The sequence below is a fragment of the Microbispora oryzae genome (genome assembly GCF_017896165.1).
GTDB lineage: Bacteria > Actinomycetota > Actinomycetes > Streptosporangiales > Streptosporangiaceae > Microbispora > Microbispora oryzae.
In genome coordinates this window covers 183,188-207,776 of record NZ_JAFCNB010000008.1, presented here as the reverse complement: position 1 = coordinate 207,776, position 24,589 = coordinate 183,188, and the positions used below count along the sequence as shown (strand labels likewise).

Here is a 24,589-nt window from a genome sequence, read left to right as displayed (position 1 = left end):
TCAGGGGGATCGTGTCCGACACCGCACGCCGTCGTCGTCCGCCGTCCGGCGACACGTCGCCTACCACCGGGGGAGTACGCCCCGTTCTCGCGGGTCAGCCGCCGTGATGACGCACTACTGCGCGCGGGCCCCCGGCGGCCACTTGCGGTAGCTCTCGTAGAGAGCGGCCAGATTGTCCGTGTAGAGCTCCGTGTAACCGCAGGCCGCGCAGATCCAGGCCCGTACGGTCCCGGACGAGCCGCCCTGGAACCAGATGAGGCCGTGCTTGGGCGGCTCCGGCTCGGTGACGTGCACCTGCAGTGGCTGCGGATTGTGCTCCCCGCGGTCGCGCACCTCCACGCCGCGCATGATGTGCTCGGAGGAGCATTTCGGGCAGACGTCCACGTCCGGTCCCTTCGCCTCGTGCGACTCGTACGGAACGCGAGTGTGCACAGCGCAGATCACAGGACCGTACCGGGGTCAGCTACGGCGGGAGAAACGGATCCGGCGGCGCCCCGAGCAGGAGCCCGGTGCGGCCGGCTGCTCGCCGTCGACCCGATCGGGGGTGTGGGCGGGGCCGTGGGCGTCGGCGCAGTGCGGAGCGGGCCGTCCGATCGCCAGGAGGTCCGGGGGAGCGTGGTCGACCTGGAGGGTGGTGTGCTCGATACCGTACTCGTCGCGCACCAGTCGCTGGGCGGCCTCCCGTACGGCGTGGCAGTCGGCGCCGGGGGCGACGAGGATGTGCGCGGACATGGCCGGGTAGCCGGAGGTGACCTCCCAGATGTGGAGGTCGTGCACTTCGACGACGTGTTCCAGCCCGGCGGTCTTGTGGCCGATCTCGGCGGGGTTCATCCCCGCGGGCGCGGCCTCCATGAAGACCCGGCCGGACTCCCGGACGAGGCCCCAGCCCGCCTTGAGCATGAGCGCGGCGACGACCAGCGCGGCGACGGCGTCCGCCCTGGCCCACCCCGTGAGCAGGACGACGACTCCGGCGAGCGTGGTGGCGACGAACGCGAAGAGGTCGTTCAGGATGTGCTGGAACGCCCCCTCGACGTTGAGGCTCGCCCGGTTCGCCCGGCTGAGCAGCCAGGTCGCGGCCAGGTTGACCACGATGCCCGCGAGCCCGGTCGCGACGACGTACGCGCCCTCGACGTCCGGCGGCGTGATCAGGCGGCGGACGGACTCGTAGACGAAGAAGACGCTGAGCAGCAGCAACGTGATGCCGTTGAGCTGCGCGGAGACGATCTCGGCGCGCTTGAGACCGTAGGTGAAGCCGCCCTGCGGCGGCCGGGCGGCGATGCGCATGGCGATGAGCGCGAAGGCGATCGCGATCGCGTCGGTGAGCATGTGACCGGCGTCGGACACCAGCGCGAGAGACCGCGCGATCACGCCCACGACGACCTCGGCCGCCATGAAACACAAGATCAGGACGAGCGCGGCGGTCAGGTGGCGCCGGTCGGTGTCCGCGCCGACCCCGTGCCCGTGCCCGGCCCCGTGCCCGTGGCCGTGATCACTCATCGCCCCGGTCCCTCCCGTCGTGCCCGATGTGGGTGATCGCAAGGTCGAACAGCATCCGTACATGTGAGTCCGCGAGGCGGTAGTACGCCTGGCGGCCGGATCTGCGGACCTTCACCACATTGTGAACGCGCAGCAGCCGCAGGGCGTGGGACGCGGCCGACATGCTGTGCCCGGTGGCCGCCGCGAGGTCGCACACGCACATCTCGCCGCCTTCGAGCAGGGCGGAGATCAGCCGCAGTCGCCCGGGGTCCGCCAGGAGTCCGAAAATCTGCGCGAGGTCCTCGACCACGTCCTGCGCCGGCAGCGCGTTTCTCACGCTTTCCACCCGTCCTGGATCCACGTCCGGAAGGGCGCAGGAATCTCCAGCGATGTCCACAATACTTGCACGATTATTCATATGTAGGAGTTTAGGTTCCCCAGGCGGCCTGTCAACGTCCCCGGGTCCCAGGTCTCGGTCCGGCAAAGATTGTCCCCCTCTCCGGAGGTGCGAGTGTAAACGAAGGGTAATCGAGGAACTACCAGCGGTGGCTGTATGCGGCCGACACGCGGCGGATGGCGAGACGGGGGACGACATGACACGCACCGCTGGTGATAGGTCCTCGCCCGTACGGCACGGCGCGGCGCGGTGAGGAGGCTCACCCGCGCGTCGGCGGTCCCGATGCTGGCCCTGACGGTCGCCGTGCCCGCGAGCCCGGCGGAGAGCCAGGTCGTCGACCGGGCCCGAGGAACGTGCTCCGCGCCGTCGGCCGTGGCCCATCGGGGCGACGGGGCGGGATACACGGAGAACACCTCCGGCGCCTTCCGCGAGGTCCTCGCCGGAGGCGCGCGCCAGGTGGAGCTCGACGTGCACTTCACGAAGGATCACCACCCCGTCCTGATGCACGACTCGACGGTCGACCGGACGACCACGGGCACCGGCCGGGTCTCCGCCATGACCCTCGGGAAGTTCCGCGATCTACGGACACCGGACGGTCAGCGGCCCCCCACGCTGGCGACCGTCATGCGGCTGGTCCGGGACGCCGGGGCCCGCATGCTGGTCGAGCTCAAGGAGGTGCCGGACGCGAGCGACCTGCGGTCGCTGCGGGCGGACTACCGGCGCCTCGGCGCGTACCGGTGGGCGAGCCTCATGTCGTTCTCGCCCGCGGCGCTGCACGCGGCGCGGGCGATCCCGGCGGACAAGGGCCTGCTCGCGACCTCACCGCCGTCTGTGCGGGTGGCCCGCGGATACGACTTCGTCGGCGTCCGGTACGACCGGCTCACCGCGGCCCGCGTCCGGGCGTACCGCGCGGCGGGAGTGGCGGTCTACGCCTGGACGCCGAACGACCGCGCCGACTGGCGCCGCCTCGCGAGTTACGGCGTGAGCCGCGTCGTGACGGACCGGGCGCCCGCCTATCAGATGTGGGCCAGGACCGCCTGCCGGCCCTGAGGCGCGGAGTCGTCCGCGCCGACCGAGCGACAACCATGGGGGAGGTTCAGATCATGTACGAGGCCCACGGTCATGAGGGCGACGAGGGACGTGACGGGCACCAGGGACATCACGGGCACGGGCACGGGCATCACGGGAGGGAGGCGCTCGATGAGCTGGGGGACGTCGGCAGCGGCCAGGCCCGCACGGGCGTGCTGAGCCCGGCCGCCGTGCGCAACCAGGTCTTCACCGTCGTCCGGCTCCGCGAGGGCTACGACCTGGCGGAGGTGGACACGTTCCTCGGCCTCGTGGAGATCACCCTGAGCACGCTGCTGCGTGACAACGACGATCTGCGCCGGCGGCTCAAGGCCGTGGTCCAGCTCTCCCGCCAGGCGCGACCGCCCGCGAGCGTGAAGGCCGGCCGGGTCGTGGAGATCGCCCACGAGGCGGCCGAGCGGGTGATCGACATGGCGTGCCAGGAGGCCGAGGCCGTGCTGGCCCAGGTCCGCGCCCAGGCGGAGGAGATGGAACGGGAGGCGGCGGAGCGGGCCGACGCGCTCCGGCGGGAGGCGGGCCGGGCGCAGCGTGACGCCCTGGAACGCCGGTTGGAGTCGCTCCAGACATTCGTGGCCGACTTCGGCGGCCGGTTGAAGGCCGGCCTGGGCGGCTCCCCCGACCTGCTGGAGGAGTTGCTCGACGACCTCCGCGCCCGGATCGGACCCCTTGAGCCCGAGCGGCCCGAGCGGGGTGAGCGGGGTGAACGGACCGAGCGCGGCGAGGAGGACGAGGGGGTCCCGTCGCCGTACACCGCCGGAGCACAGCGGACGCCCGCCGCGGCGACGGTGGACGACACCATCGGCCTGGACATCTTCGAGGGCGTCCGGGTGATCACCCCGGGGGACAGGTGAGCGCGGGATGGGCCGCCGCCGGTGACCGTATGTGTGGGGTTGTTGTCTCGTAGGTGCCTGTTTCTATCCGGTTCGGCCCCGCATGGTGGAGGAGTCGGCATCGACCGGCCGCACGCTGAGAGGGGGTGCCCGCCGTGATTCGGATCCACGCCACCGGGACGACCGAGCCCGCCGCATTCTGGCGCGGGGTGGCCGCGTGTGCCGGGGAAGCCGTGAGACGGGCCCGGGGCTACGTCCCCGGGGAGCTGCGGCCGTTCGGGCGCCGGGCATCCTGGGCGCTCGGCCGGGAGTTCGCCTCGGCCGCGCTGGCCCGGAGGTACGTGCGCGCCCAGCTCGGCGAGTGGGGGTGGCGTGGCCCGATAGAGGTGGTCGAACTCGTCGTGACCGAACTCGTCGGCAACGCCCTGCGGCACACGGCGGGGCGGCCGGTGCTCACGCTCGTGAAGCACGGCGACGTGGTGCGCTGCGAGGTGGCCGACGACGAACCCGCCTTCCTGCGCCCCTCGCGGCCGGGACGAATCGGCCACGGACTTGTCCTCGTCGACCTGCTGTCCATGTCGTGGGGGGCGGTCCGTATCGGGCTCGGCAAGGTCGTCTGGTGTGAGGTCTCCTCTCGCGCCTGGGCTGTGTGACCGGGAGGCGGGGGACGCAGGGAGGGCAAGGAAGGCGGGCCGGGGGGAGTGGGGCGAAACCGCTCCCCCCGGCGTTTCACTGTCCGACTGCAGGCACACTGGTAGCCGCCTGACCGGCGAAAACGGCATCGCCCAAAAAATCATCAGAAGTCATCTGTAACACGCGGGCCTTCCTGACCACTTCCTCGTGTCGCAACAACACCCGGGACGAAGGGGGCAGGTGGTGACGGACGATTCTCAGCGGTTCACCGCCATGTACGACGAGTGCCGCCAGCGCGTGTGGGCCTACGTAGTCAGCCGCGCCGGTCGGCAGATCGCCGACGAAGTGGTGAGTGAGACGTTCGCGATCGCCTGGCGGCGGTTCGACGACGTGCCGGAGCCGGCCCTGCCGTGGTTGCTCGGTGTGTCCCGCAACGTCTTGCGGGACAACATCCGCGCCGAGATCAAGCAGGAGTCGCTGGCCAGGGAGCTTGAGACCTGGAACGAGGGAGACCACGCCGAGCGCGTGGCCGAGCGGTTCGCCGTCGTGCGGGCGCTGGCCACCCTGAGCGAGGACGAACGGGAAATCCTCATCCTGGTCGCCTGGCAGGGGCTCTCTCCCCGCGACGCGGCCCGCGTCGTCGGCTGCTCGCCCGCCGCCTTCCGCGTACGCCTGCATCGAGCCCGCAAGCGGCTCGCCCAGGCCGTGGAGGGGGCGCCGGCGATCGTGAACCGGCCCCGGGTCCGAAGTATGCACAAGGAGTGGTCATGAACCCGATGGACGAGTTGCGGGCCGCGCGCCCGGCGTACTACGACGCCCAGGTGGACGAGACGACCAGGGCCGGCGAGCTCGCCCACGCGATGGCGCAGCCGCGGCGGACTCAGAGCCGGAAGGCATGGCGGCCGGTCTGGGGGCTCGGGCTGGCCGGGGCCGCGGCGGCCACCGCCGTGGCGGTCACCGTGTCCGTCGCCGGCGGCGGGGGCGTCGGCGTCGGCGCCGGCGGTGGGAGCACGGGTGTCACGGCCCTCGGCTCCCCCGGCGCCGCGGCCACCCCGGAGGTGGCCCGGCTGTCGGCGAAGCAGCTTCTGCTGGTCGCCGCCGAGTCGTCGCGCAAGACGCCGGTGGCCGAGGGGGCCTACTGGCACAGAGAGTCGACCTCGGGCGTCGCCCAACAGGTGGGCACCAAGGTCAAGTACGTGGTGAACACCCTGGGCCGCGCCCAGTTCTGGATCGCGAGCACACCCGACCGGCCCAGCTACTGGGTGTCGCAGAACCTGGGCACCAAGCCCGCCAAGGGACAGGAGGACGCCTGGCGGCAGGACGGCTCGCCGACGAACTGGAAGATCCAGGTCGGCACCAAGCGGATGAGCGTGACCGTCGACGCCGGCTCGGGCAAGCCGTCGAGGGACCGAATCGACGTGAACGGCAAGGTGTTCGACCTGGCCGGGCACAACGCCTCCATGGCCGAGCTGCGCGCCCTGCCCACGACCGCGGAGGGCCTGAAGAGGTATCTGCTCAAGGGCTACCAGGGCCACGGCACCGAGGCGAACACGCCGATGGACGCCGACGCGTGGCTGTTCCAGGTCACCGCGGGGCTGCTCGAGGACATGCCGGTGAAGCCGGCGACCCGGGCCGCCGCGTACAAGGTGCTCGCCGGGATCGACGGGGTTCGCAACCTCGGGCAGGTGACCGACGCCCTCGGCCGTACGGCGACCGGGGTCGGGCGGACCGAGACCTGGCCCACCGGCCGGTTCGAGCGTCAGCTCCTGATCGACCCGGACACGGGGGCCCTGCTGACCGACCAGTACGTCGCGGTCGAGCCGCGCGGCGAGTACTCCTGGGCCAAGCCCGGCACGCCGATCAACTGGACCGCCACGATCAAGGCCTCGTGGACCGACGAGACGCCGGACTCCTGACGCGCCCCGGGTGCGCCGGCCGTCTCCCCTCCGCGCGCGACTTGTCGTAGCGCGGAGGTAGGGTCACCGGTGTTTCGAGGAGATCGGCGACCCGGGGAGACGGAATGCAGCGACCACTCACCCTCATGGCGGTTCACGCCCATCCCGATGACGAGGTCATCGGGACGGGCGGGATCCTGTCGGCGTACGCCGACGAGGGCATCACGACCGTGCTCGTCACCTGTACGGACGGCGGGCAGGGCGACGGCCCTGACGGGGTGAAGCCGGGCGAGCCCGGTCACGACGAGGCGGCGGTGGCCGAACGCCGCCTCGCCGAACTGCGTGAGTCCGTCGGCCATCTCGGTGTCACCCACGTCGAACTGCTCGGCTACCGCGACTCCGGCATGGTCGGCTGGCCGGCGAACGACCACCCCGAGGCGTTTTTCAACGCCCCGGTGGAGGGGGCCGCGGCGCGGCTGGCCGAGCTCGTCGAGCGCTACCGGCCGCACGTGATCGTCACGTACGACGAGAACGGCGGCTACGGGCATCCCGACCACATCCAGGCACATCGGATCGCGGTCAGGGCCGCCGAGATGACCGGAATTCCGGACAAGTTCTACTACTCGGCCGCGCCGCGCTCCCGCATGCTCGCGATGGTCGAGCACATGAAGGCGATGGGGATGGGGCCGGACTTCGAGCCGCCGGACGACTTCGGCACCCCGGACGAGCTGGTCACCGCGGAGATCGACGTGTCGGCGCACTCGGAGCGGAAGCTGAAGGCCCTCCGGGCCCACGCGAGCCAGGGCGACAGCGCGATGCTGCTGGCCATGCCGCCGGAAGCCCAGCAGCTCTTCTTCGCCGCCGAGTTCTTCACCCGGGCCTGGTCACGGGTCGACGCGCCCGACCTCGAGGACGACCTGTTCGCCGGCCTGCGCGGCTGAGCCTGCTCGGGGGCGCTCGCGGGCCACGGATCGCCCCGAACCGCCGGGAGCGGCGAACGCTCATCCGCACGGCATCAGATCGACACTTTCACCTCAACTTGTCGTCATGGACCCTGGTCAGATACCTCCTCGTAGGCCGCCTCCCGCCTTCGAGGAGACCCCCATGCTCCGACCGCTCGTCCTCACCGTTTCCGGCGCCCTCGCGGCTCAGATCCCGGCGCTCCCCGCGCACGCCGCGCGTCCGGCCGCCGCCGAGTCGTCCCAGGTCGTCGTCGTCGCTCATCGCGGGGCGTCCGCGTACGCCCCGGAGAACACGATCGCGGCCTTCGAGGAGGCCCGGCGACTGCGCGCCGACACGTTCGAGCTGGACGTTCAGCAGACCAGGGACCATCAGCTCGTCCTGATGCACGACGTCACACTGGCCCGCACGACCGACGTGGAGAAGCTGTTCCCCCGCCGGGCGCCCTGGCGGGTCGGCGACTTCACCCTCGCCGAGATCCGCCGGCTGGACGCCGGCTCGTGGTTCGCGCCTCGTTACAAGGGCGAACGGGTGCCGACGCTGGGAGAGACGCTCACGAAGCTGAGCGGAAGCGGGCTCGACCTGCTCCTGGAGATCAAGGAGCCGAGGCGCCACCCCGGCATCGAGGGCCGGATCGCGCGGGAGCTGCGGGCGGAGCCCGCGTGGCTGCGCCCCGGACGCCTCACCGTCCAGTCGTTCGACTGGGACTCGGCGCGGGCCTTCCACCGGCTGCTGCCCAACGTCCCGATCGGCCTGCTCGGCGCCCCCTCGGCGGGCCGCCTGGCCGGGCTCTCCCGCTTCGCGGACGAGGTGAACCCGCCGTACGCGTCGGTCACGGCCCAATATGTGCGGCGCGTGCACGCGAACCACATGCGCGTGCTCGCCTGGACCGTGAACGACGCCGCGACCATGCGGCGGCTGATCTCGGCGGGGGTCGACGGCATCATCACCAACCGCCCCGACCTGCTGCGCGGCATAACACTCACCGCGCGGAAACGGCCGGCCTGAGACCCGGGGGTTGTCCGCGGCGTTCTTCCCGGCGACGATGAACACGTCGTCGGGAGGCGTCCATGGCGGTCATAGCGGGACTGTTGGCCGGATCCGTGCTGCTGACGGTCGCCTTCGGCCTACGGATGAACTGCCACAGTCCGCGAAGCCGGGCACCGTACCAAGCCTGTCAAAGGGTCGTCTACGGGCTGCTGGGGCGCTGCCCCTACCACGGGCGGCGGCCGACGCCCCGCCTGGTCGCCACTCTCGGCGGGCGCCACCTGCTGGACCGCCGGGTCTGCGCGAAGTGCGGGAAGCCCCGGACGTTCTCCCGGATGAGGGACACAGGTCGGCCCTATCTCGGCTGCTCGGGATATCCCGGCTGCCGCAATCCGCGGATGCTGCAGGATTAACGCTTCTGAGGCAGCCTCGACCTGCCGCGGACGACGATGGCGCGGGCTCCGCGGTCGTGCAGGCACTGCCGGGCGGGGTCCCAGATCAGCCAGGCGAGATTGCGTATCGCCAGCGGCGGAAAGACGAACTGCAGGTCGAAGAGGAGCGCGCGCCTGAGGGCGTCCGCGTGGTTCAGCGCCCGCGCGTCCCAGACCGAGATCGGCTCGATCCGAGCGAGACGCTTGCCGGGGCTACCCCCGCTGAGCGTGCTCAGCGGCTCGTACAGGTTCAGTGTCACGAACCCGGCGAGCGTCGCCTGCCACGCGGTGAGCCCCAGCAGGGAACCGCCCCGGGCCAGTGCGACGGCGACGCCGACCGCGATCACCAGATCGGCCGTTCGCGCGGAGATCCGGCGGCCACGCGGAGCGAGATCGGCCCAGATCGCGCGCCAGCCCGTGGACGCCCTGCTCCGCGTGGACCCCACTGGTTCGAGCCGGAGCGCGGTAATGGATGTGCCGGCGTCCGCGATCACGTCTTTACGCATGGTCAGCCGGTGTCCGGTGGAGAAGCTCAGATAGCTGCTGCGGTTTTTTCTGCGCTGGTGCAGGTAGAAAAGTTCCGGCCGGCCGCACTCCGGGCATTTGTGCCAGATGGAGTACGGGGAGAGATCGATCGCGTGGTCGAGGGTGGAGTCGTGGTACGCCACCACGGTTCCTTTCTCGAATTCCCTGGACGAGCGCATGCGCGATATCTGAAACGGCTCGGCGTAGCCCGTCATCACGTCAAGTTCGACGATGTATCCGTCGCTGCCCGCGCGGCCGGAGCGGATGACCCCGATGCGCAACTCCGTCAACGGCTGGACGCGGTCGAGGAGAGCCGAGACGGTCCGGCCCATCTCCGCCACGGCCTCCTCCTGGTCCGGCCGGAGGCGTGGCATCCCGCCATGGGCGTAGACGTTGCGCCGCTCGCCGTACCGATCAAGGCCGTCGGCGGCGGCGCCGGCCGCCGCGGAGACGATACGGGCCACCGGATCGCGCTCGGCCCGGGCCATCAGTTTGCCGGCCGCTCGCGCGGCCGCATTCCAGGCGCCGAGCGTGATTCCGGACGGTTCGAGTTTTCGCTGCCACTGTTTTACGCCACCCGGCTCGACCGAATTCTCCCGGCACCAGGCCAGCGCCAGCACCCCGAGAAACGTGGCGACCAGTTCCAGAAAGTGCTGCGCCTTTCCCAGCCGATCGGCCGGGCCGTCGGCGATTTCGAACAGGCGAGCCGGATAGGCGATCGGGAACGGATATTCGTGCAACCGGTGCGGGACCACCTCTTCTCCTTCCTGCGTCCGGCTCGAACAGAACATGTGATGCCGGGGCGGGGCAAGTAGACGAGACGACAGAGCCCGATAGCCGGGTGTGGAAGGCGATTCGAATTCGGATCCATCCGAATGGGCGTGCCGGGACGGCGTGGGCCTCTACGGGCGCGACGACGGGCGGCCGTTCGGAATCAGCGGCCGGTTTTGGCTGCCTCCGCGGCGTCTTCCCTCGCCGCCTCGACGCAGGTGGCGGAATCCACGCCCGTGACCTGCTGGAGCAACTCGTAGAGGGTCTCGCGCTGCTCGAAGTCGAGCCCCGCGAACACCTCGTCCTCGACCGCGGCCAGTGCGAACTCCGCCTTCGCCAGTCTCTCACCGCCGGCCGGGGTGAGCTCGACGACATGGCGGCGACGGTCCTTGGGTGAACGCCGCCGCTCGATCAGCCCTTCGGACTCGAGGTCGTTGAGCAGCCCCACGACGTTGGTCCCGTCCATCTCCAGCGTTCCGGCGAGCGCCTGCTGGGTGCTGCCGCCGCCGTCCCGCAGGACTGTGAGAGCGATGAGGTGGCGGGGACGCAGGCCGAGCGGGGCGAGGACCGACTCGGAACGGAGCCGGATGCGGCGGGCGATGTGGTCGAGGAGGGCGCCGCAGCGGTGCGCCGGCTGGTTGACGACCGGCAGGGACTTCATGCCCCAAGTCTAGCCGACTTGACGTGTGGTCGACGTGCCGCTAATCATTTGTGAACCACAAACTATCCATGAAGGATGAACTGGGATGTCACACCTGCTGCACATCGACTCGAGCATCCAGGGCGACCGGTCCGTCAGCCGGAAGCTGTCCGCACGCGCCGCCGCCGTCTGGCGGGAGGCGCATCCCGGTGGCACCGTCACCTACCGTGACCTGGGCAGGAGCCCCCTGCCGCATCTCGATGAGGCCGGCGGACTGGCGCGGATGACGCCGTCGCAGGACCACACGCCGGCGCAGGCCGCCTCCTGGGCGCTGACGGAACGGCTGACCGAGGAGGTGCGGCAGGCCGACACGATCGTTCTCGGGCTGCCGCTCTACAACTACAGCGCGCCCAGCTCCGTGAAGGCGTGGGTCGATCACCTCATCGCGCCGGGGCTGGCGTTCGACCCCGTCACCAGGGAGGGGCTGCTCGGCGGACGTGAATTCGTGGTGGTCGCGACCCGCGGAGGCGGTTACGGGCCCGGAGCGCCGCGCGAGGGGTGGGACCACGCGTCGCCGTGGCTTTCGCACGTCATCTCCGGCACCGGGCTTGAGCCGCGGTTCATCGCGGCCGAGCTCACCCTGGCCGAGGTCGACCCCGCCATGGCGGAGCTGATCCCGATGGCCGCCAAGAGCCTCGCCCAGGCGGAGCAGGAGATCGACGCTCTCTGGACCCCGGTCGACGTGGCGGTGTAGCGCCGTCCGCCGTGAACGAGCCGCGCCGGCCGCGCCCCCTCAAAGGACCTCAAGGGACTTCATAGGACCTCAGGAGACCTCAGGGGACGCGGCCGTCCGGGCGGCATCGCGGCGATATCGACCGCACGGGATATTCCGGAAGCTTCGGTGAATGAAGAATTCCGCGCGAACATCGGGGAACCGCTCCGTTAAGACGCCGGTATTCCGATTGCCGCCGCATATCGTGAAAAAGGCCAGGCGTGAGGCGCGTTGGCCGCAGCGTATAGACCGCCGGCGCATCCGGGTCATTCACGGGGAGCGTGTCGAGCGTGGACTGGTTCACCCCCGAGAACATCGTCGCCATGGTCGCCGCGCTGCTCGGCCTCCTGGTGCCCGCCGCCGGCGCCTCGTACCAGCTCCGGACGCGACGCGGCAAGCGTGTCGGCCACCGCGTGCAACTGGACACCGCCATCGGCGGCACCGGCGGCACCGGTGACGACGGCGCCGGCGACGACGGAGGTGCGCCGCCGAACGCGCCGCTGGGGCTCTTCACCGACCAGCTCGGCATGTCCGATCCCACTCTTGTGCTGCTCCGCGTCGAGAACGTCGGCACGACCGGCATCGCCGACACCGACTACACCAACCCCGACAGGAATCACGGCCTCACCGTCGTCTTCTCGGGGCGGAGGGTGCGCAGCGTCGAGGTCATCCCCGACCCCAAGGCGCCGCACCTGCTGGGACATTTCGTCCCGGTCGAGGGCAAGGGCGGCCTGCAGTACGGCGGGAACGCGATTCGCCTGCCCCGCGTCCCGCTCAACGAGGACCAGCACTTCAAGCTGCTCGTGCTGTTGAGCGGCGGTCACGCCGGAGGCCGGATCGACGTCAGGGGCGGCATCCAGGACGGCAAGGTGGAGCGCACCCGCAGCATGTCGGTCGACGACAAGCCGCCGCTCTTCAGCAAGGTCGCCCTGGGGACCACCGTCGTGCTCGCCGTCTGCCTCCTCACGCTGGCGGGCATCGTCGTCTTCCGGCAGCCCGCGCCGCCGATCGGCTGCGCCGCGGGGGAGCTCAAGGTCGTCGGCTCCACGGCCTTCGCCCCCGCCATGCGGAAGCTGGCCGAGCGGTACGAGGGGGAGTGCCCCGGCTCCCGGATCAGGGTGGACGTGCACGGCAGCAACGAGGGCGTGCGCGAGCTGATGGAGGCGGACGGCGGCTTGACCGCCGCCCCGGCCCTGCTCGCCGTCTCGGACGGTCCCAAGCCGCCAAGCTTCACCCAGCTGAGGGAGGACCGGATCGCCATCGCGGCCTTCACGCTCGTCGTCAACGACAAGGTCGGCGTCGGCAACCTGACGATCGATCAGGTACGCCGGATCTACCAGGGCGACGTGGTCAACTGGGCCGAGCTCGGCGGCCCCGACCTTCCCATCCGGCTCGTCAGCCGGGACGCCAACTCCGGCACCCGCGACCTGCTCCGCCGGCGCATCCTCGGCGGACAGGGCGAACCCGCCTTCACCTCCCGGGATTGCGAGACCAGGAACTCCCCGCAAGACAAGATCATCCGATGTGAGCTCGACAGCACGACCGAGGTGCTCACGACCGTGGCCCGGCTGCCGGGCGCCATCGGCTACAGCGAGCTCGGGGCCGCCGTCGCCACCAAGGGCCTGCACCCCGTGACCATTGACGGCCACGCGCCCTCGATCCAGGCCATCGGCGACGACACCTACCGTTTCACCGAGATCGAGTACGCCTACACCAACGGGGCGCCCGCCCCCGGCTCCCTGACGTCGAGCTTCCTCAACTACGTGATCAGGGGAAACGGCCAGGAGGTGCTGAAGGCCTTCGGTCACCTGCCGTGCTACACGCCGAGCGGCCTCAGACGCTGCCAGTCGTGAGCCGCGGCCCCGTTCGAGGGGGAGGCGCCGACGCTCTGCCGCCGCTCGTGTGGTCCACTGGCTGGGGGACGGAGGATGAGAACGCGGCAGCAACTCTCGATCATCAGGCGCACCACGCTGTTCGCCGGAGCAGTGGCCGCCCTGCTGTCGACGTCGCTCGCCCTGTTGCTCATGGTCGTCATGCAGCACGTGGCCACACGGTGGCTCAGCGAGGAGGTCGCCGCCGCGGGCCGCCGGGTGGTCACCCAGATCGAGCATGGAGACGTGGTGGCCGATCCGCTCGCCAGCCACTCGTCGCGCGTCGTCCAGGTGGTCGACGAACGGGGAAGGGTCGTCGCCTCGACCCCGCAACTGAAGGGCAGGCCGCCCATGGCGGCCTTCACTCCCAGCGGCCGGCAAGCCACCACCTCCGTGGTGTGCGGCGGGGTGTTCCGGGACGACTGCGATGTGGTGGTGGCCCAGCGGGCCCGGCACGGCCAGGCGGACTGGATCGTCTACAGCGCGTCCCCGGCCATCCCCCCGTGGGTTGACGCACAGCTCGCCGCGGCGATGATCGGTGGCGCCCTGCTGCTCACGGTGGGGATCACCGCGCTCGGCCACCGAGTGGCCGCGGTCTCCCTCCGGCCGGTCACCGCCATGCGGGCGGAACTGGATTCGATCAACGCCACCTGTCCCGACCGCCGGGTGCCCGTGCCGCCCTCCGCCGACGAGATCCACGACCTGGCCGGCAGCGTCAACGAGACGCTGAGCCGGCTGGAGGCGGCGCTGCGCCAGCAGCGCCAGTTCGTGTCCGACGCCTCTCACGATCTGCGCAGCCCCATCACCGCCATGCGGACCGAGGTGGAGGACGCGCTGGCCGCCCCCGGGGAGACCAACGTGACCGAGCTCGGCTCGCACCTCCTGCACAGCCTCGACCGGCTCGGCGGCATCGTGCACGACCTGCTGATCATGGCGGCGCTGGACTCCGGCGTCTCACTCCCGCCGGAGCGGGTCGACCTGGCGCAGTTCGTGGTGGGCGAGTGCGCCATCCGCCGTCCGAAGAAGACGATCGAGTGCAGCCTCCAGCCCGGGGTGCGGGTCGAGATCGACCGGGGCAGGCTGTGCCGGTTGCTGACCAACCTCGTCGACAACGCCATGCGGCACGCCGAATCCGTGGTCACCATCACCGTACGGCGGGAGCCCGGCGACGGACCGGAAGATGGACGCTTCCCGAACGGCGTCGCCGTGCTTGAGGTGCTCGACGACGGCGCCGGGATCGAACCGCAGCAGCGGGAACACGTCTTCGGCCGTTTCACCCGTCTGGACGCCGCCCGCACCCGCGACCGCGGGGGCAGCGGACTCGGCCTGCCGATCGCCCGGCAGATCGCGGAGATGGCCGGCGGCACCCTCGGGATCGAGGACAGTCCGCGTGGGGCGCGGTTCGTGTTGCGACTGCCCGCCGCCGCCGACGCCGCGAAGCCGGCCGGGAGCTCCGCCGTTCAGGATCAGCCGATCACCGCCCGGGGCTCCAGGTAGCCGTCGCCGCGGGACGGGTCAGGAGGGGATGTCGAGCACCGACCTGACGGCGACGCAGGGGTCGGTGTTGGGGCGCGTGTCGTGGATGGCCGAGGCCGCCTTCGTCGTGATCTTACGGAGGATCAGCCGCTCTTCCGGGCTGATTCCGGCCAGCATCCGCTCCTCGGCCATCGCCACGCGGTTCTTCGCCTCGGCCAGCACCCGCACGCCGCGCTCGGTGACCGCGATCAGCCGGGCGCGTCTGTCTGTGGGATCCGGCCGTCTCTCGACGAGGCCCGCCTCGACCAGGTCGTCGATGAGATAGACCAGCACGGTGCGGTCGAGCGCGACCTGGCCGGCCAGGTCCTTCTGCCGCCGCGGCTCGCCCTGTGCGACGACCGAGAGCACGTGGTAGCCCCTGCTGCCGCCCGGCATGCCCCGGAGCGCCTCGTCGACCTCCTCCTGCCAGGCGCGCAGGACCATGCCGAGCGACCATCCCAGGTTGCCCGCGGCGGCGCGCTCGGTCGCCGGGAGGTCGTCGGCCCGTTCTTCCGCCATCGTTCAAGACTATCAGGAACACGTGTGGGCGCAGATCAGTTGCATGGCATATAGGTTGTGACTCAGATAAAATTCTGTGCAACGTATCTGATGGGGACCATTCAATGCCTGACTACGGTCACGAGCTCCTGCTCGGCACGTTCATCACTCCCACCGCACACGACCCGGCGCGGGCCGTGGCGCTGGCGGAGCTTACGGAGGACGCCGGCCTGGATATCGCGACGTTCCAGGACCATCCCTATAACGCCGACTACCTCGACACGTACACACTGCTGACCTGGGTCGCGGCCAGGACCCGGCGCATCCGCGTCTCGGCGAACGTGATGAATCTGCCGTTGCGGCCGCCCGCGGTGCTCGGCCGGGCGACGGCGACGCTCGACGTCCTGTCGGAGGGCCGGTTCGAGTTCGGCCTCGGCGCGGGCGCCTTCCCCGGCGCCGTCCACGGCATGGGCGGCCCGCGTCTGACGCCGGGGCAGAGCATCGAGGCGCTCGACGAGGCGATCGACATCATCCGGGGCGTCTGGGACGACGGCGAGCCCGGGCCGCTCCGCCACAAGGGCACGCACTACTCGATACCCTCCATGCGGCGCGGCCCGCGTCCCGCACACGACATCGGCATCTGGCTGGGGGCCTACAAGCCGCGCATGCTGCGGCTCACCGGCCGCAAGGCCGACGGATGGCTCCCGTCGCTCGAATACATCGAGACGCCCGGGATGGCGGAGTCGAACCAGATCATCGATGAGGCGGCCCTCGCCGCCGGTCGCCACCCCCGCGAGATCCGGCGCCTGCTCAACATCCTGCACGTGGGCTTCTCTCCCGTCAGCCGCGGCCTCCTCCAGGGGCCGCCCGAGCAGTGGGTGGACGAGTTGCTCACCCTCGTGCTCGACCAGGGCTTCTCGGCGTTCCTCATCGGGCAGGACGATCCGGAGGTGATCCGGACCTTCGGCGAGGAGGTGGCCCCCGCGCTCCGCGAGGAGGTCGCGCGCGAGCGGGCGAAGGCCGGTCCCGGGGACGTCCCGGGCGGTGGTCCGAAGCGCCCGGCGGCGGTGCTCGCCAGGCGGCACGACACCCTCGACTACGACGCGGTCCCTGAGTCGCTCGCGGCGAAGGTCGTCGAGCCGGGCGACCGGGCTTACGAGGAGGTGCGCCACAGCTACAGCCACACCGGATCGCCCGCGCTGGTCATCCGGTGCGAGACGGCCGACGACGTCGCGGCCGCGCTCGCCTACGCGCGCGGCCAGAACGCCGGCATATCCGTACGCAGCGGTGGGCACGGCATCAGCGGCCGGTCCACCAACGACGGCGGCATCGTGATCGACCTGTCGAAGATGAACGCGGTCGAGGTGATCGACCGGGACACGGGGCGCGTGAGGGTCGAACCGGGCGCGCGGTGGGGGCACGTCGCCCGCGCGCTCGCGCCGTACGGCCTCGCGCTGAGCTCGGGAGACTACGGCGACGTTGGCGTCGGGGGCCTCGCCACGGCAGGCGGCATCGGCTATCTGGTCCGCCAACACGGCCTCACGATCGACCACCTGGTCGCTGCCGAGATCGTCGTGGCGGACGGCCGCAGGCTCCGCGTCGACGGCGGCCATCACCCCGATCTGTTCTGGGCGATCCGCGGCGCCGGCGGCAACTTCGGCGTCGTGACGGCGTTCGAGTTCGAGGCCGACGAGGTCGGGGACGTCGCCTACGCGACGATCGTCGTGGACGCCACCGACACGGCCGATTTCCTGGTCGAGTGGGGACGGCTGGTCGAGGCCGCCCCGCGTGAGATCTCAAGCTTCCTGTCGCTCTTTCCCGCCCGCGGGGGCGGCTCGGTGACCGGGCAGATCACCCTGGTCTACGCCGGGGACGACGTCGAGGCCGCGCAGAACGCGCTCACCCCCTTCCTCGGCGTGGGCCCCGTGCTCGACCAGCAGGCGCAGCTCGTGCCGTATCACCTGATCGTCGCGCCGGCCGGGAACCGGCATCGCGGCCAGGGTCTCGCGGACACGCGCAGCGGGCTGATCGGCCACGTGACCAGGCTGGCGGCCGAGGTCGCGGAGCAGATGATCAAGTCGGGAGCGATCACGGTCATGCAGTTCCGCTCGATGGGCGGGGCGGTGCACGACGTCCCGGCGGACGCCATGGCGTGGTCGCACCGGACCCAGGAGTTCTCCGTCCTCGCCGCGTCGGTCCCGGCTCTCGCCGCTCGCATGGACGCCCAGTGGGCCCGCCTCCGCCCTTACTTGGACGGCATGTACCTGAGCTTCGAGACCGACACGGATCCGGCCCGGCTGCTCGACGCCTTCCCCGAACCGGTCCTCACTCGTCTGCGCAGCCTCAAAGCGGAGTGGGATCCGGACAACGTCTTCAACCGTAACTTCGCCATCACTCCGGAGTTCGAGGGCGGAGACGACGGCGCCGGGGCGGAGGTTCAGCCGAGCCGCATGTGATCCGGAGCGGGATGCGCCAGGGGCGCCGCCGTCACTGCTCGGATGCCGTCGAAGACCAGGCCCAGATATCGGCGCCACAGCTCCGGGTCGGCGTCCATCGCCGGCGCGGCGGTCTGGTGCACGCCCCCCACCAGCAGCACGATGTCCCGGCCGGTGATGTCCTGGCGGACGGTCCCCTGCCGGCGGGCCCGGTCGGTCAGGGTCTCCGCGACCTCGCACAGCCGCTCGATCCCCGCCTGGACGTCGGGGTGCCGCAGCGACGGGCGTCCGACGACCTCGCAGAACGCCCGGTCCTTGACCTGGAGCTCGACCCCCGCCGTCATGAACGCGAGCAGGGCGGCCTCCGGATCGTCGGCGTCCGAGAGCGCGACGCCGGTGTCGACCAGCGCGTCGAGCAGTTCGCCCACGATCGCGGCGAGCAGGTCTTCCTTGGTCGGGAAGTGCCGGAAGACCGTTCCCTTCCCGATGCCGGCCCGCTGGGCGATCTGGGTGACAGACGCCTCCGTGCCGTACTCGGCGAAGACGTCGGCCGCGGCGCCCAACAGCAGCCGCCGGTTGCGCAGGGCGTCGGCCCTCGCCTGCCGGCTCGTCCGCGGGGCCGTCATGGGGTTCGTCGTCGGATTTGCCGTGGGATTTGCCGTCGGATTCGTCATCGTCCTCCCGTCTCCCGCCAGTCTAGCGGAACATGACCGGCTGGTCCGGTTGGGTGCTATGTTGAACCTGACCGACCGGTCCGGTTTGTTGTGGCGCGGAGTCGCGCAGGTGGCCGGTGTCGCACAGGGGAAGGGAAAGATCTGTGGATCGCGTGCTGGATGGAAAAGTCGTCCTGGTGACGGGGGCCTCGTCGGGCATCGGCGAGGCGACCGCGCTTGCGCTCTCCGCCGCCGGAGCGAAGGTGGCGGCCGGGGCCCGCCGCACCGACCGGCTGGCCGGCCTCGTCGAACGGGCCGCGGGCGAGGTGCTCGCGCTCGAACTGGACGTGACCGACGAGGGGTCGTGCCGCGACGCGGTGTCCGCCGCCGCCGGGCACTTCGGCGGACTCGACGTGCTGGTGAACAACGCGGGGATCATGTTGACCGGCCCGATTCCCGGGGCGGACACCTCGGAGTGGGCGAGGATGGTGCACACCAACCTGCTCGGGGCGATGTACACCACCCACGCCGCCCTGCCTCATCTGCTGGAGCGCGGGGGAACGCTCGTGCAGATCTCCTCCACCTCGGGGCGTACGGCGTCGGCGGGCGGCGGCGTTTACGCGGCGACCAAGTTCGGGGTCAACGGATTCTCGGAAGCGCTGCGCCAGGAGGTCACGGCACAGGGCGTGCGCGTCGTGGTGATCGAGCCGGGGATGGTGGACACCGAGCTGGCCGACCACATCACCGACCCCGTCACCAGGGCCGCCGCCCGGGACATGATGAAGTCGATCCGCACGCTGCGCCCGGAGGATGTCGCGAACGCCGTGCTCTACGCCGTGAGCCAGCCCGGCCACGTGGCCGTCAACGAGATCCTGCTCCGTCCGACGGACCAGGTGGTCTGAGACACGAGGCGACCCGCCGCCCGCCGATCGGAAGGGAGATCGGCGGACGGCGGGTCGCGGAATGTCACATGCTGGAGCAGGTGACGGTCGGAGTGGCGGCGCCGTCGCCGTTGGCCGTGAAGCCGAACGTGGTGGTGCCGCCTGCGGCGATGGTGCCGTTGTAGGCCGCGTTCTGGACGCTGACCGTGCCCGTGGAGCCGGTCACGACCCCGTTCCACAGGCTGCTGATGCTCTGCCCGGAGGCCAGAGTCATGCGAACCGTCCATCCGTTGATGGCGGTGGATCCGCCGTTGGCCACGGTCACCTCAGCCTGGAAGCCGCCCGGCCAGCTGTTGATCGCCCGGTACGTCGCGGTGCAGCCGCCCGGGCCCTGAGGTGTCGGGCTCGACGAGGGCGAGGACGACGGCGACGGGGACGGGGACGGGGATCGCGACGGCGACGCAGACGGCGACGCAGACGGGGACGGAGACGGAGAGGGCGACCGCGTCGGAGAGGCCGACGGGGAGGGCGAGGCGGTCGTGGTGCCGTCGAGGCCGAGGAAGGTGATGGCGTAGGCGAGCTGGCCGGTCATGGGGAGCTGGTGGCCGACGCCGCTGATGCTGATGCCCTCGACGGGGGCCTGGTTGCCGGTGCCGCCGTAGCGGGTGCGGGTCCAGGTGGACTGCGGGTGATCGGTGAAGCTGGGGGTCTGGCTCAGGCCGTGGAGGTTGGTCCACTGCTTGATCTCCTCGCCGAAGTTGGGGTAGGCGAGGGTGGTGTCGGTGGTGCCGTGCCACAGCTGGATGCGGGGGTAGGGGCCGGTGTAGCCGGGGTACATGGCGCGGGCCTGGTCGCCCCACTGCTGGGCGGTCTTGATGAGCTGGCCGCCGGAGCACTGGCTGTTCCACAGCGACCCGCCGGTGGTGGCGAAGCAGCCGGCCGGGACGCCGGAGTAGGCGGAGGCGGCGGAGAACACGTCGGGATATTCGGCGGCCAGGACGTTGGTCATCATGGCGCCGGAGGAGAATCCGCTGACCACGATGCGGCCGGAGTCGATGTTGTAGTGCTGGCGGGCGTAGGAGACCATCGACATGATGCCGGTGGAGTCGCTGCCGCCGTCGCGCTTGAGGGCGCCGGAGGTGGACACGTCGAAGCAGGAGCCGCTTCGGGTGGCCTCGGGCAGCACGATGATGTAGCCGTAGCGGTCGGCGGCGGTGACGAAGTCGTGGCCGTTGCCGTTGAAGATGCCGCTGGCCGACCCGCTGCAGTAATGCACCAGGACGAGCAGGGCGGGGCGGGGTGCCACGTTGTTCGGCACGTAGATGTACATGTTCAGGTTGGTCGGGTTGTTACCGAAGTTGGTCACCCGGGTCATGGTCGCGGCCGCGGCGGGGCGCGCGGCAAGGAACATGCCCACCATGACCAGGGGAAGCGCGGCGGCCGCCAGCAGCGTCCTGATCCTACGTTTCACGCTGTTTCCTTCCTTACGTAGATGTGCGGGTCAGGCTGCGGAGCAGGTCAGCGTGGGGGTGCTGGGGGTGCCGGTCGCGCTGCCGAGGAAGCCGAACTGGGTGCTCGCGCCCGCGGCCAGGCTGCCGTTGTAGCTGACGTTGCCGGCGGTGACCTGGGATCCGCTGGAGGTGACGGTGGCGTTCCAGGCCTGGGTGACGGTCTGGCCGCCCGCGAACTGCCAGGTGACGGTCCACGACGAGATCGCCGAGCTGCCGGCTGTCACCGTGACGGTGGCCTGGAACCCGCCGGGCCACTGGTTGGTCACCGAGTAGGCGGCCGAGCAGGCGCCGCCACCCGGAGGCGGGCCGGACGGCGACGTGCTGGGGGTGGCACTCGGGCTTGGGCTGGGGCTCGGCGAGGCGCTCCACGACGGGCTGGGACTGGGGCTCGGCGACGGGCTGGAGCCCTGGCTGATGCTGCCGGGGACGGACTGGAGCGCGGCGTACCAGGCGGCGGCCATCTTGTCGTAGCCGTTGGCGGTGGGGTGGATGCCGTCGATGAGGTCGGACGCGGTGAGCTTGCTGTGCATGTCGACGAGGTGGACGTGCTTGCCGTTGTTGACCTTGCTCTGCACGATGCCGGGGATGGCGGCGTTGAAGGTGCGGACGGCCGACTCCTGGCCGGAGTTGGCCAGGGGGATGATGGTGGCGACGAACACCTCGGCGCTGGGCGCGGTGGTGGTGATGTGGTCGATCAGCGTGGACAGGCGGGTGGGGGCGCTGGAGACGTTGTAGTTCTGCAGCACGTCGTTGGTGCCGATGTGCAGCAGGACGGTGTGGGGGTTGTAGGTGCGCAGCCAGCCGGTGATGTTGGCGTCGATCTGGTCGATGCGCCAGCCGGGGTGCCCCTCGTGGTCGTGGTCGCCCAGGTTGGAGGGGCCGTTGTACTGCGATCCGACGAAGTCGATCGTGTAACGGCCGGAGGCCAGGCGCTGCCACAGCCCGATGCGGTATCCGCCGGGCACCTGGGTGCCCTCGGTGATCGAGTCACCCAGCGGCATGACCTTCACCCCGCCGTTGGACTCCGCACCCGCGATGCCCGTCCCCATCGCCGCTACGGCCACGGAAAGGAGCGCCGCGGTCACCCATTTTCTCCACGTACGCATGCTCAACCTCTCTCGGGCGGCAGCCCGAAGCCCCGGCCGACAGCCCCTGTTAGCGTTAACATTTCAATCGGCTTCCTCGTCCACGAACATTGCGACGCAGCCTGGCTACGCGGCCGGACGTCGCCGGATCTGACGGGCGGCGGGGTGCCGGCCATTGTCCCGGGCCGTGCCGCTCCCCTTCTCGTCGGCTAATTCGAGGTAGTGGCCGGAGCAAATCCGAGGCGGGGAGGCGCCGTCAAGCTCCGGGCCGGTGCCGTGCGGGCGGGTGCGCGCGGGCGGGTGCGCTCATCTGGTGTTATCGGGGATCGCCTGATACGGCCGGTGAGGAGGTGATGGTGAAAATTTCACCTCTGCCGTCTCCGGCTCCGACCCGCTCGCCACGGGACCCCGTGTGCCGAATTTCGCGGCATTTTCGATTGAACGGTCAGGTGGCCGCCGAGGACTCCGGTTCCACGGTGCGCAGAAGCCGATGAGGGGCGGCCGCCCGAATTTCTCCGGCGAGCCCCTGCATGATGGAGACGAAGCTGCGCGCGGCCGGAGACGTGCGCGCCGCCGAGCTGAGACAGACGGACAGCCGGCGGGTGACGGGCGGCGACAGGGGCAGCACCCGCAGGTCCGGCGGCACGGACCGCAGGGTGGTCTCCGGCAGCAGCGCGAGACCGAGACCCTCGCCCACGAGCGCGAACAGGGTCGAACGGCAGTGCGTGCGATAGGCGATCGTGGGGCCGTGCTCGCGATCAGGCAGCGCGAGCCGGAGGATGTCCGGGTCGCTCCCGGCCAGAACGACGAACGACTCGTCCGTGATCTGCGCCACCCGCACCACGGGTCCGGCCGCCAGCGGATGCCCGGCCGGGAGCACGAGACGGATCTCCTCCTCCAGCAGCGGTGTGCTCGCCAGATGCCGCTCCGGGCCGGTGAATATCCCCACCTCTATTTCCTGCCGGTGCAGCCAATTCGATATCTGGCGGTCGTCCCCCTCACGCAGACTCGAATCGAAACCGGGAAAACGGGCGCCGAAACGGGACAGGGCCCGGGCCAGCAGATGGGGGTCGAAGGTGCCGGTGCAGGCGATCCGCAGACTGCCGGTGAGATGATCGCCGCCGACTTTCTCCGCCTCCATGCGCATCAACTCGGCATGGCGGATCACGGAACGCGCGTGGACGAGCAATCGCCTGCCTATCGCGGTCAACTCCACGCCGCTGCGGTCACGTTTCATGAGCGGAACGCCGAGCTCCGATTCGAGACTCGCGATCGCGTGGCTTACGGCGGATTGGCTGATCTGCCGTGCGTCGGCGGCCTTGGTGAAACTTCCGGTGTCCACCACGGCGACGAAGGCCGCGCACTGTGCCAGGTTCATAGGAGTCCATCTCATGACTGACCGGCAATCGCCGGCGAAGGGCGGTCGCTTACCTGTGTGAACATGATCACCACGGCTTCGCCCTCGAAGCCGCGGGGCCGGAGGCGTACGGGCCGCAAAGGCCTCATTGTGCATACATCTGTCCGCTCGGCGCGGTCAATAGTTTGCCGCCGGATAAGGCCTGATCTGCGCTCGGGTTGAAGTGATCTCCGACTCTGGTTGACACGACTCAACTCCGAGTTGATATGCCCGTCCGCCTTTTCGACCATCGGTGGATGACATCGGCGGGACCGTTCCTTCATTCTTGGCTTCGTCCATTCGCCGAACGGTGAGACGGAGCCATGAAGCCTGATTACGAACTGTCCTCAGCCGAACACGAGGAACTGCACGCCGTTCTGTCGGGTATCGAAGAACATCCCTACCGGGATTACTCCGCGTTCTCCAAGGCCGTAGCCGAGATCGTGGAAAGCGGCAGGGTGCCGGCGTTCTTCGTGGATGTGTGCGCACGGATACGCGCCGAGCGGGAATCCGAGTCGGCCACCATCCATCTCGTCCGCAACTGCCCCATCGACGAGTCCGTTCCCGAGCTCGACCACGACGACCCGGTGGCGGACCGGCATCTGAAGAAGACCACCTTCGTCGGCGAGGCGCTGCTGGAGCTGTCCGCGCGCCTGCTGGGCAACCCGCTGCTCGCGTACGCGCGCAACAAGGGGTCGTTCTTCACCGACGTCGTCGCCATCAACCGGTACAGCGGCATGCTCACCGGCTACAGCGACAGCGAGCTGTTCTTCCACAACGACCGCACGGCCCATGCCGTACGCGCCGACTACACCTCGCTGCTGGGGCTGCGCTGCCCGGACGGGGAGCTCATCTACACCGGCTACATCGACGGCCGGGCCCTGCTCCGCCAGCTCTCCGCCGAGGAGCAGGAGGTCCTGCGCCGGCCCTTGTTCGTGACGCACTTCGACGTCTTCTCCAAGGCGCACAACAAGGACCTGAGCCTGTCGGAGACGCATCCGATTTTGGAGAACGGGGCGAGCTTCCGTTACCTCGACACCATGACGACCGTGGCCCCCGACGCCCCGCCGGAGGCCAAGGACGCCCTGATCGCGATGAAGAACGCGGTCGTGCGCGCCGAGCGCGTACGGCACCGGATGCGCACCCGCGACCTGCTGCTCTTCGCCAACCAGGACGGCCTGCACAGCCGGGAGAAGATCGAGATCACCGATCCGGACAGCGCCCGCTCGCGGTGGCTGCTGAAGACGTACGCCTTCCGCGACGAGGAGACGGCGGACCGGCACGCCGACAAGTGGATCGACGGCGTACGGGGCCTCGTCGCCGACTGACGCCTCCCCGCGC

At 70.3% G+C, this 24,589-nt stretch carries 23 protein-coding genes; 13 read left to right on the top strand and 10 right to left on the bottom strand.

Annotated features, from left to right (window positions below):
• Positions 1 to 114: 114 nt before the first annotated feature.
• The 3 genes from JOL79_RS17135 to JOL79_RS17125 are packed head-to-tail and all read right to left on the bottom strand — an operon-like array spanning position 115 to position 1,813.
• Positions 115 to 432 carry a hypothetical protein gene (locus JOL79_RS17135; protein WP_210156820.1) on the bottom strand — a complete coding sequence of 106 codons (318 nt, stop codon included), beginning with the start codon at positions 430 to 432 and terminating at the stop codon, positions 115 to 117.
• Positions 433 to 459: 27 nt separating this feature from the next.
• On the bottom strand, positions 460 to 1,497 hold the full coding sequence (locus JOL79_RS17130) for a cation diffusion facilitator family transporter (protein WP_210156819.1): 1,038 nt from the start codon (positions 1,495 to 1,497) through the stop codon (positions 460 to 462).
• The gene (locus tag JOL79_RS17125) at positions 1,490 to 1,813 is read right to left on the bottom strand and encodes an ArsR/SmtB family transcription factor (RefSeq protein WP_307848571.1); all 324 of its coding nucleotides are present in this window, start codon (positions 1,811 to 1,813) and stop codon (positions 1,490 to 1,492) included. Before JOL79_RS17125 ends, JOL79_RS17130 begins: the two co-directional genes overlap by 8 nt.
• A gap of 309 nt (positions 1,814 to 2,122) precedes the next feature.
• On the opposite strand from JOL79_RS17125, the gene JOL79_RS17120 reads away from it, so the two are divergent.
• The 7 genes from JOL79_RS17120 to JOL79_RS17090 all read left to right on the top strand — a co-directional run bounded on the left by JOL79_RS17120 (position 2,123) and on the right by JOL79_RS17090 (position 8,285).
• Positions 2,123 to 2,923 (top strand): glycerophosphodiester phosphodiesterase, encoded by an 801-nt coding sequence (locus JOL79_RS17120; protein ID WP_210156817.1) that lies wholly within the window; start codon positions 2,123 to 2,125, stop codon positions 2,921 to 2,923.
• Between the two features lie 53 nt (positions 2,924 to 2,976).
• Positions 2,977 to 3,810: a DivIVA domain-containing protein gene (locus JOL79_RS17115; RefSeq protein WP_210156816.1), complete on the top strand. Its 834-nt coding sequence runs from the start codon at positions 2,977 to 2,979 to the stop codon at positions 3,808 to 3,810.
• A 134-nt stretch (positions 3,811 to 3,944) separates the two neighbouring features.
• The gene (locus tag JOL79_RS17110) at positions 3,945 to 4,442 is read left to right on the top strand and encodes an ATP-binding protein (RefSeq protein ID WP_210156815.1); all 498 of its coding nucleotides are present in this window, start codon (positions 3,945 to 3,947) and stop codon (positions 4,440 to 4,442) included.
• 223 nt (positions 4,443 to 4,665) lie between these two features.
• Positions 4,666 to 5,193 carry an RNA polymerase sigma factor gene (locus JOL79_RS17105; protein ID WP_307848570.1) on the top strand — a complete coding sequence of 176 codons (528 nt, stop codon included), beginning with the start codon at positions 4,666 to 4,668 and terminating at the stop codon, positions 5,191 to 5,193.
• Positions 5,190 to 6,338: a CU044_5270 family protein gene (locus JOL79_RS17100; RefSeq protein WP_210156814.1), complete on the top strand. Its 1,149-nt coding sequence runs from the start codon at positions 5,190 to 5,192 to the stop codon at positions 6,336 to 6,338. The genes JOL79_RS17105 and JOL79_RS17100 overlap by 4 nt, the downstream gene beginning before the upstream one ends.
• A gap of 104 nt (positions 6,339 to 6,442) precedes the next feature.
• On the top strand, positions 6,443 to 7,258 hold the full coding sequence (locus tag JOL79_RS17095; RefSeq protein WP_210156813.1) for a PIG-L family deacetylase: 816 nt from the start codon (positions 6,443 to 6,445) through the stop codon (positions 7,256 to 7,258).
• A gap of 163 nt (positions 7,259 to 7,421) precedes the next feature.
• Positions 7,422 to 8,285, top strand: a complete 864-nt coding sequence (locus tag JOL79_RS17090) for a glycerophosphodiester phosphodiesterase (RefSeq protein WP_210156812.1) — start codon at positions 7,422 to 7,424, stop codon at positions 8,283 to 8,285.
• Between the two features lie 388 nt (positions 8,286 to 8,673).
• Here the strand turns inward: JOL79_RS17090 and JOL79_RS35460 are convergent, their stop codons facing one another.
• Positions 8,674 to 9,975, bottom strand: a complete 1,302-nt coding sequence (locus tag JOL79_RS35460) for an RDD family protein (protein ID WP_210156811.1) — start codon at positions 9,973 to 9,975, stop codon at positions 8,674 to 8,676.
• Between the two features lie 179 nt (positions 9,976 to 10,154).
• Positions 10,155 to 10,652, bottom strand: coding sequence for a MarR family winged helix-turn-helix transcriptional regulator (locus JOL79_RS17080; protein ID WP_210156810.1), 498 nt, complete (start codon positions 10,650 to 10,652; stop codon positions 10,155 to 10,157).
• 85 nt (positions 10,653 to 10,737) lie between these two features.
• Here JOL79_RS17080 and JOL79_RS17075 point away from each other — a divergent pair, with 85 nt between their 5' ends.
• The 3 genes from JOL79_RS17075 (at position 10,738) to JOL79_RS17065 (ending at position 14,771) form a co-directional block, all read left to right on the top strand.
• Entirely contained in the window at positions 10,738 to 11,385 is a 648-nt protein-coding gene (locus tag JOL79_RS17075; protein WP_210156809.1) for an FMN-dependent NADH-azoreductase, read from the top strand.
• Positions 11,386 to 11,693: 308 nt separating this feature from the next.
• Positions 11,694 to 13,256 (top strand): PstS family phosphate ABC transporter substrate-binding protein, encoded by a 1,563-nt coding sequence (locus tag JOL79_RS35455; protein ID WP_210156808.1) that lies wholly within the window; start codon positions 11,694 to 11,696, stop codon positions 13,254 to 13,256.
• 75 nt (positions 13,257 to 13,331) lie between these two features.
• The gene (locus tag JOL79_RS17065; protein WP_210156807.1) at positions 13,332 to 14,771 is read left to right on the top strand and encodes a sensor histidine kinase; all 1,440 of its coding nucleotides are present in this window, start codon (positions 13,332 to 13,334) and stop codon (positions 14,769 to 14,771) included.
• A gap of 18 nt (positions 14,772 to 14,789) precedes the next feature.
• Here the strand turns inward: JOL79_RS17065 and JOL79_RS17060 are convergent, their stop codons facing one another.
• The gene (locus JOL79_RS17060; RefSeq protein WP_210156806.1) at positions 14,790 to 15,308 is read right to left on the bottom strand and encodes a MarR family winged helix-turn-helix transcriptional regulator; all 519 of its coding nucleotides are present in this window, start codon (positions 15,306 to 15,308) and stop codon (positions 14,790 to 14,792) included.
• Between the two features lie 104 nt (positions 15,309 to 15,412).
• On the opposite strand from JOL79_RS17060, the gene JOL79_RS17055 reads away from it, so the two are divergent.
• Positions 15,413 to 17,743 carry an LLM class flavin-dependent oxidoreductase gene (locus JOL79_RS17055; RefSeq protein WP_210156805.1) on the top strand — a complete coding sequence of 777 codons (2,331 nt, stop codon included), beginning with the start codon at positions 15,413 to 15,415 and terminating at the stop codon, positions 17,741 to 17,743.
• Here JOL79_RS17055 and JOL79_RS17050 read toward each other — a convergent pair.
• Entirely contained in the window at positions 17,725 to 18,348 is a 624-nt protein-coding gene (locus JOL79_RS17050; protein WP_210156804.1) for a TetR/AcrR family transcriptional regulator, read from the bottom strand. The genes JOL79_RS17055 and JOL79_RS17050 overlap by 19 nt on opposite strands.
• A gap of 191 nt (positions 18,349 to 18,539) precedes the next feature.
• On the opposite strand from JOL79_RS17050, the gene JOL79_RS17045 reads away from it, so the two are divergent.
• Complete coding sequence (locus tag JOL79_RS17045) at positions 18,540 to 19,277, top strand: SDR family NAD(P)-dependent oxidoreductase (protein ID WP_210156803.1); 738 nt, start codon at positions 18,540 to 18,542, stop codon at positions 19,275 to 19,277.
• 64 nt (positions 19,278 to 19,341) lie between these two features.
• Here the strand turns inward: JOL79_RS17045 and JOL79_RS17040 are convergent, their stop codons facing one another.
• The 3 genes from JOL79_RS17040 to JOL79_RS17030 form a co-directional block, all read right to left on the bottom strand.
• Entirely contained in the window at positions 19,342 to 20,727 is a 1,386-nt protein-coding gene (locus JOL79_RS17040; protein WP_210156802.1) for an extracellular catalytic domain type 1 short-chain-length polyhydroxyalkanoate depolymerase, read from the bottom strand.
• 30 nt (positions 20,728 to 20,757) lie between these two features.
• Complete coding sequence (locus JOL79_RS34075) at positions 20,758 to 21,852, bottom strand: cellulose binding domain-containing protein (RefSeq protein ID WP_307848569.1); 1,095 nt, start codon at positions 21,850 to 21,852, stop codon at positions 20,758 to 20,760.
• Between the two features lie 445 nt (positions 21,853 to 22,297).
• On the bottom strand, positions 22,298 to 23,230 hold the full coding sequence (locus JOL79_RS17030; RefSeq protein ID WP_210156801.1) for a LysR family transcriptional regulator: 933 nt from the start codon (positions 23,228 to 23,230) through the stop codon (positions 22,298 to 22,300).
• A 341-nt stretch (positions 23,231 to 23,571) separates the two neighbouring features.
• Between JOL79_RS17030 and JOL79_RS17025 the strand changes: the two genes are divergently transcribed.
• Positions 23,572 to 24,576: a TauD/TfdA family dioxygenase gene (locus JOL79_RS17025; RefSeq protein ID WP_210156800.1), complete on the top strand. Its 1,005-nt coding sequence runs from the start codon at positions 23,572 to 23,574 to the stop codon at positions 24,574 to 24,576.
• Positions 24,577 to 24,589: the final 13 nt, after the last annotated feature.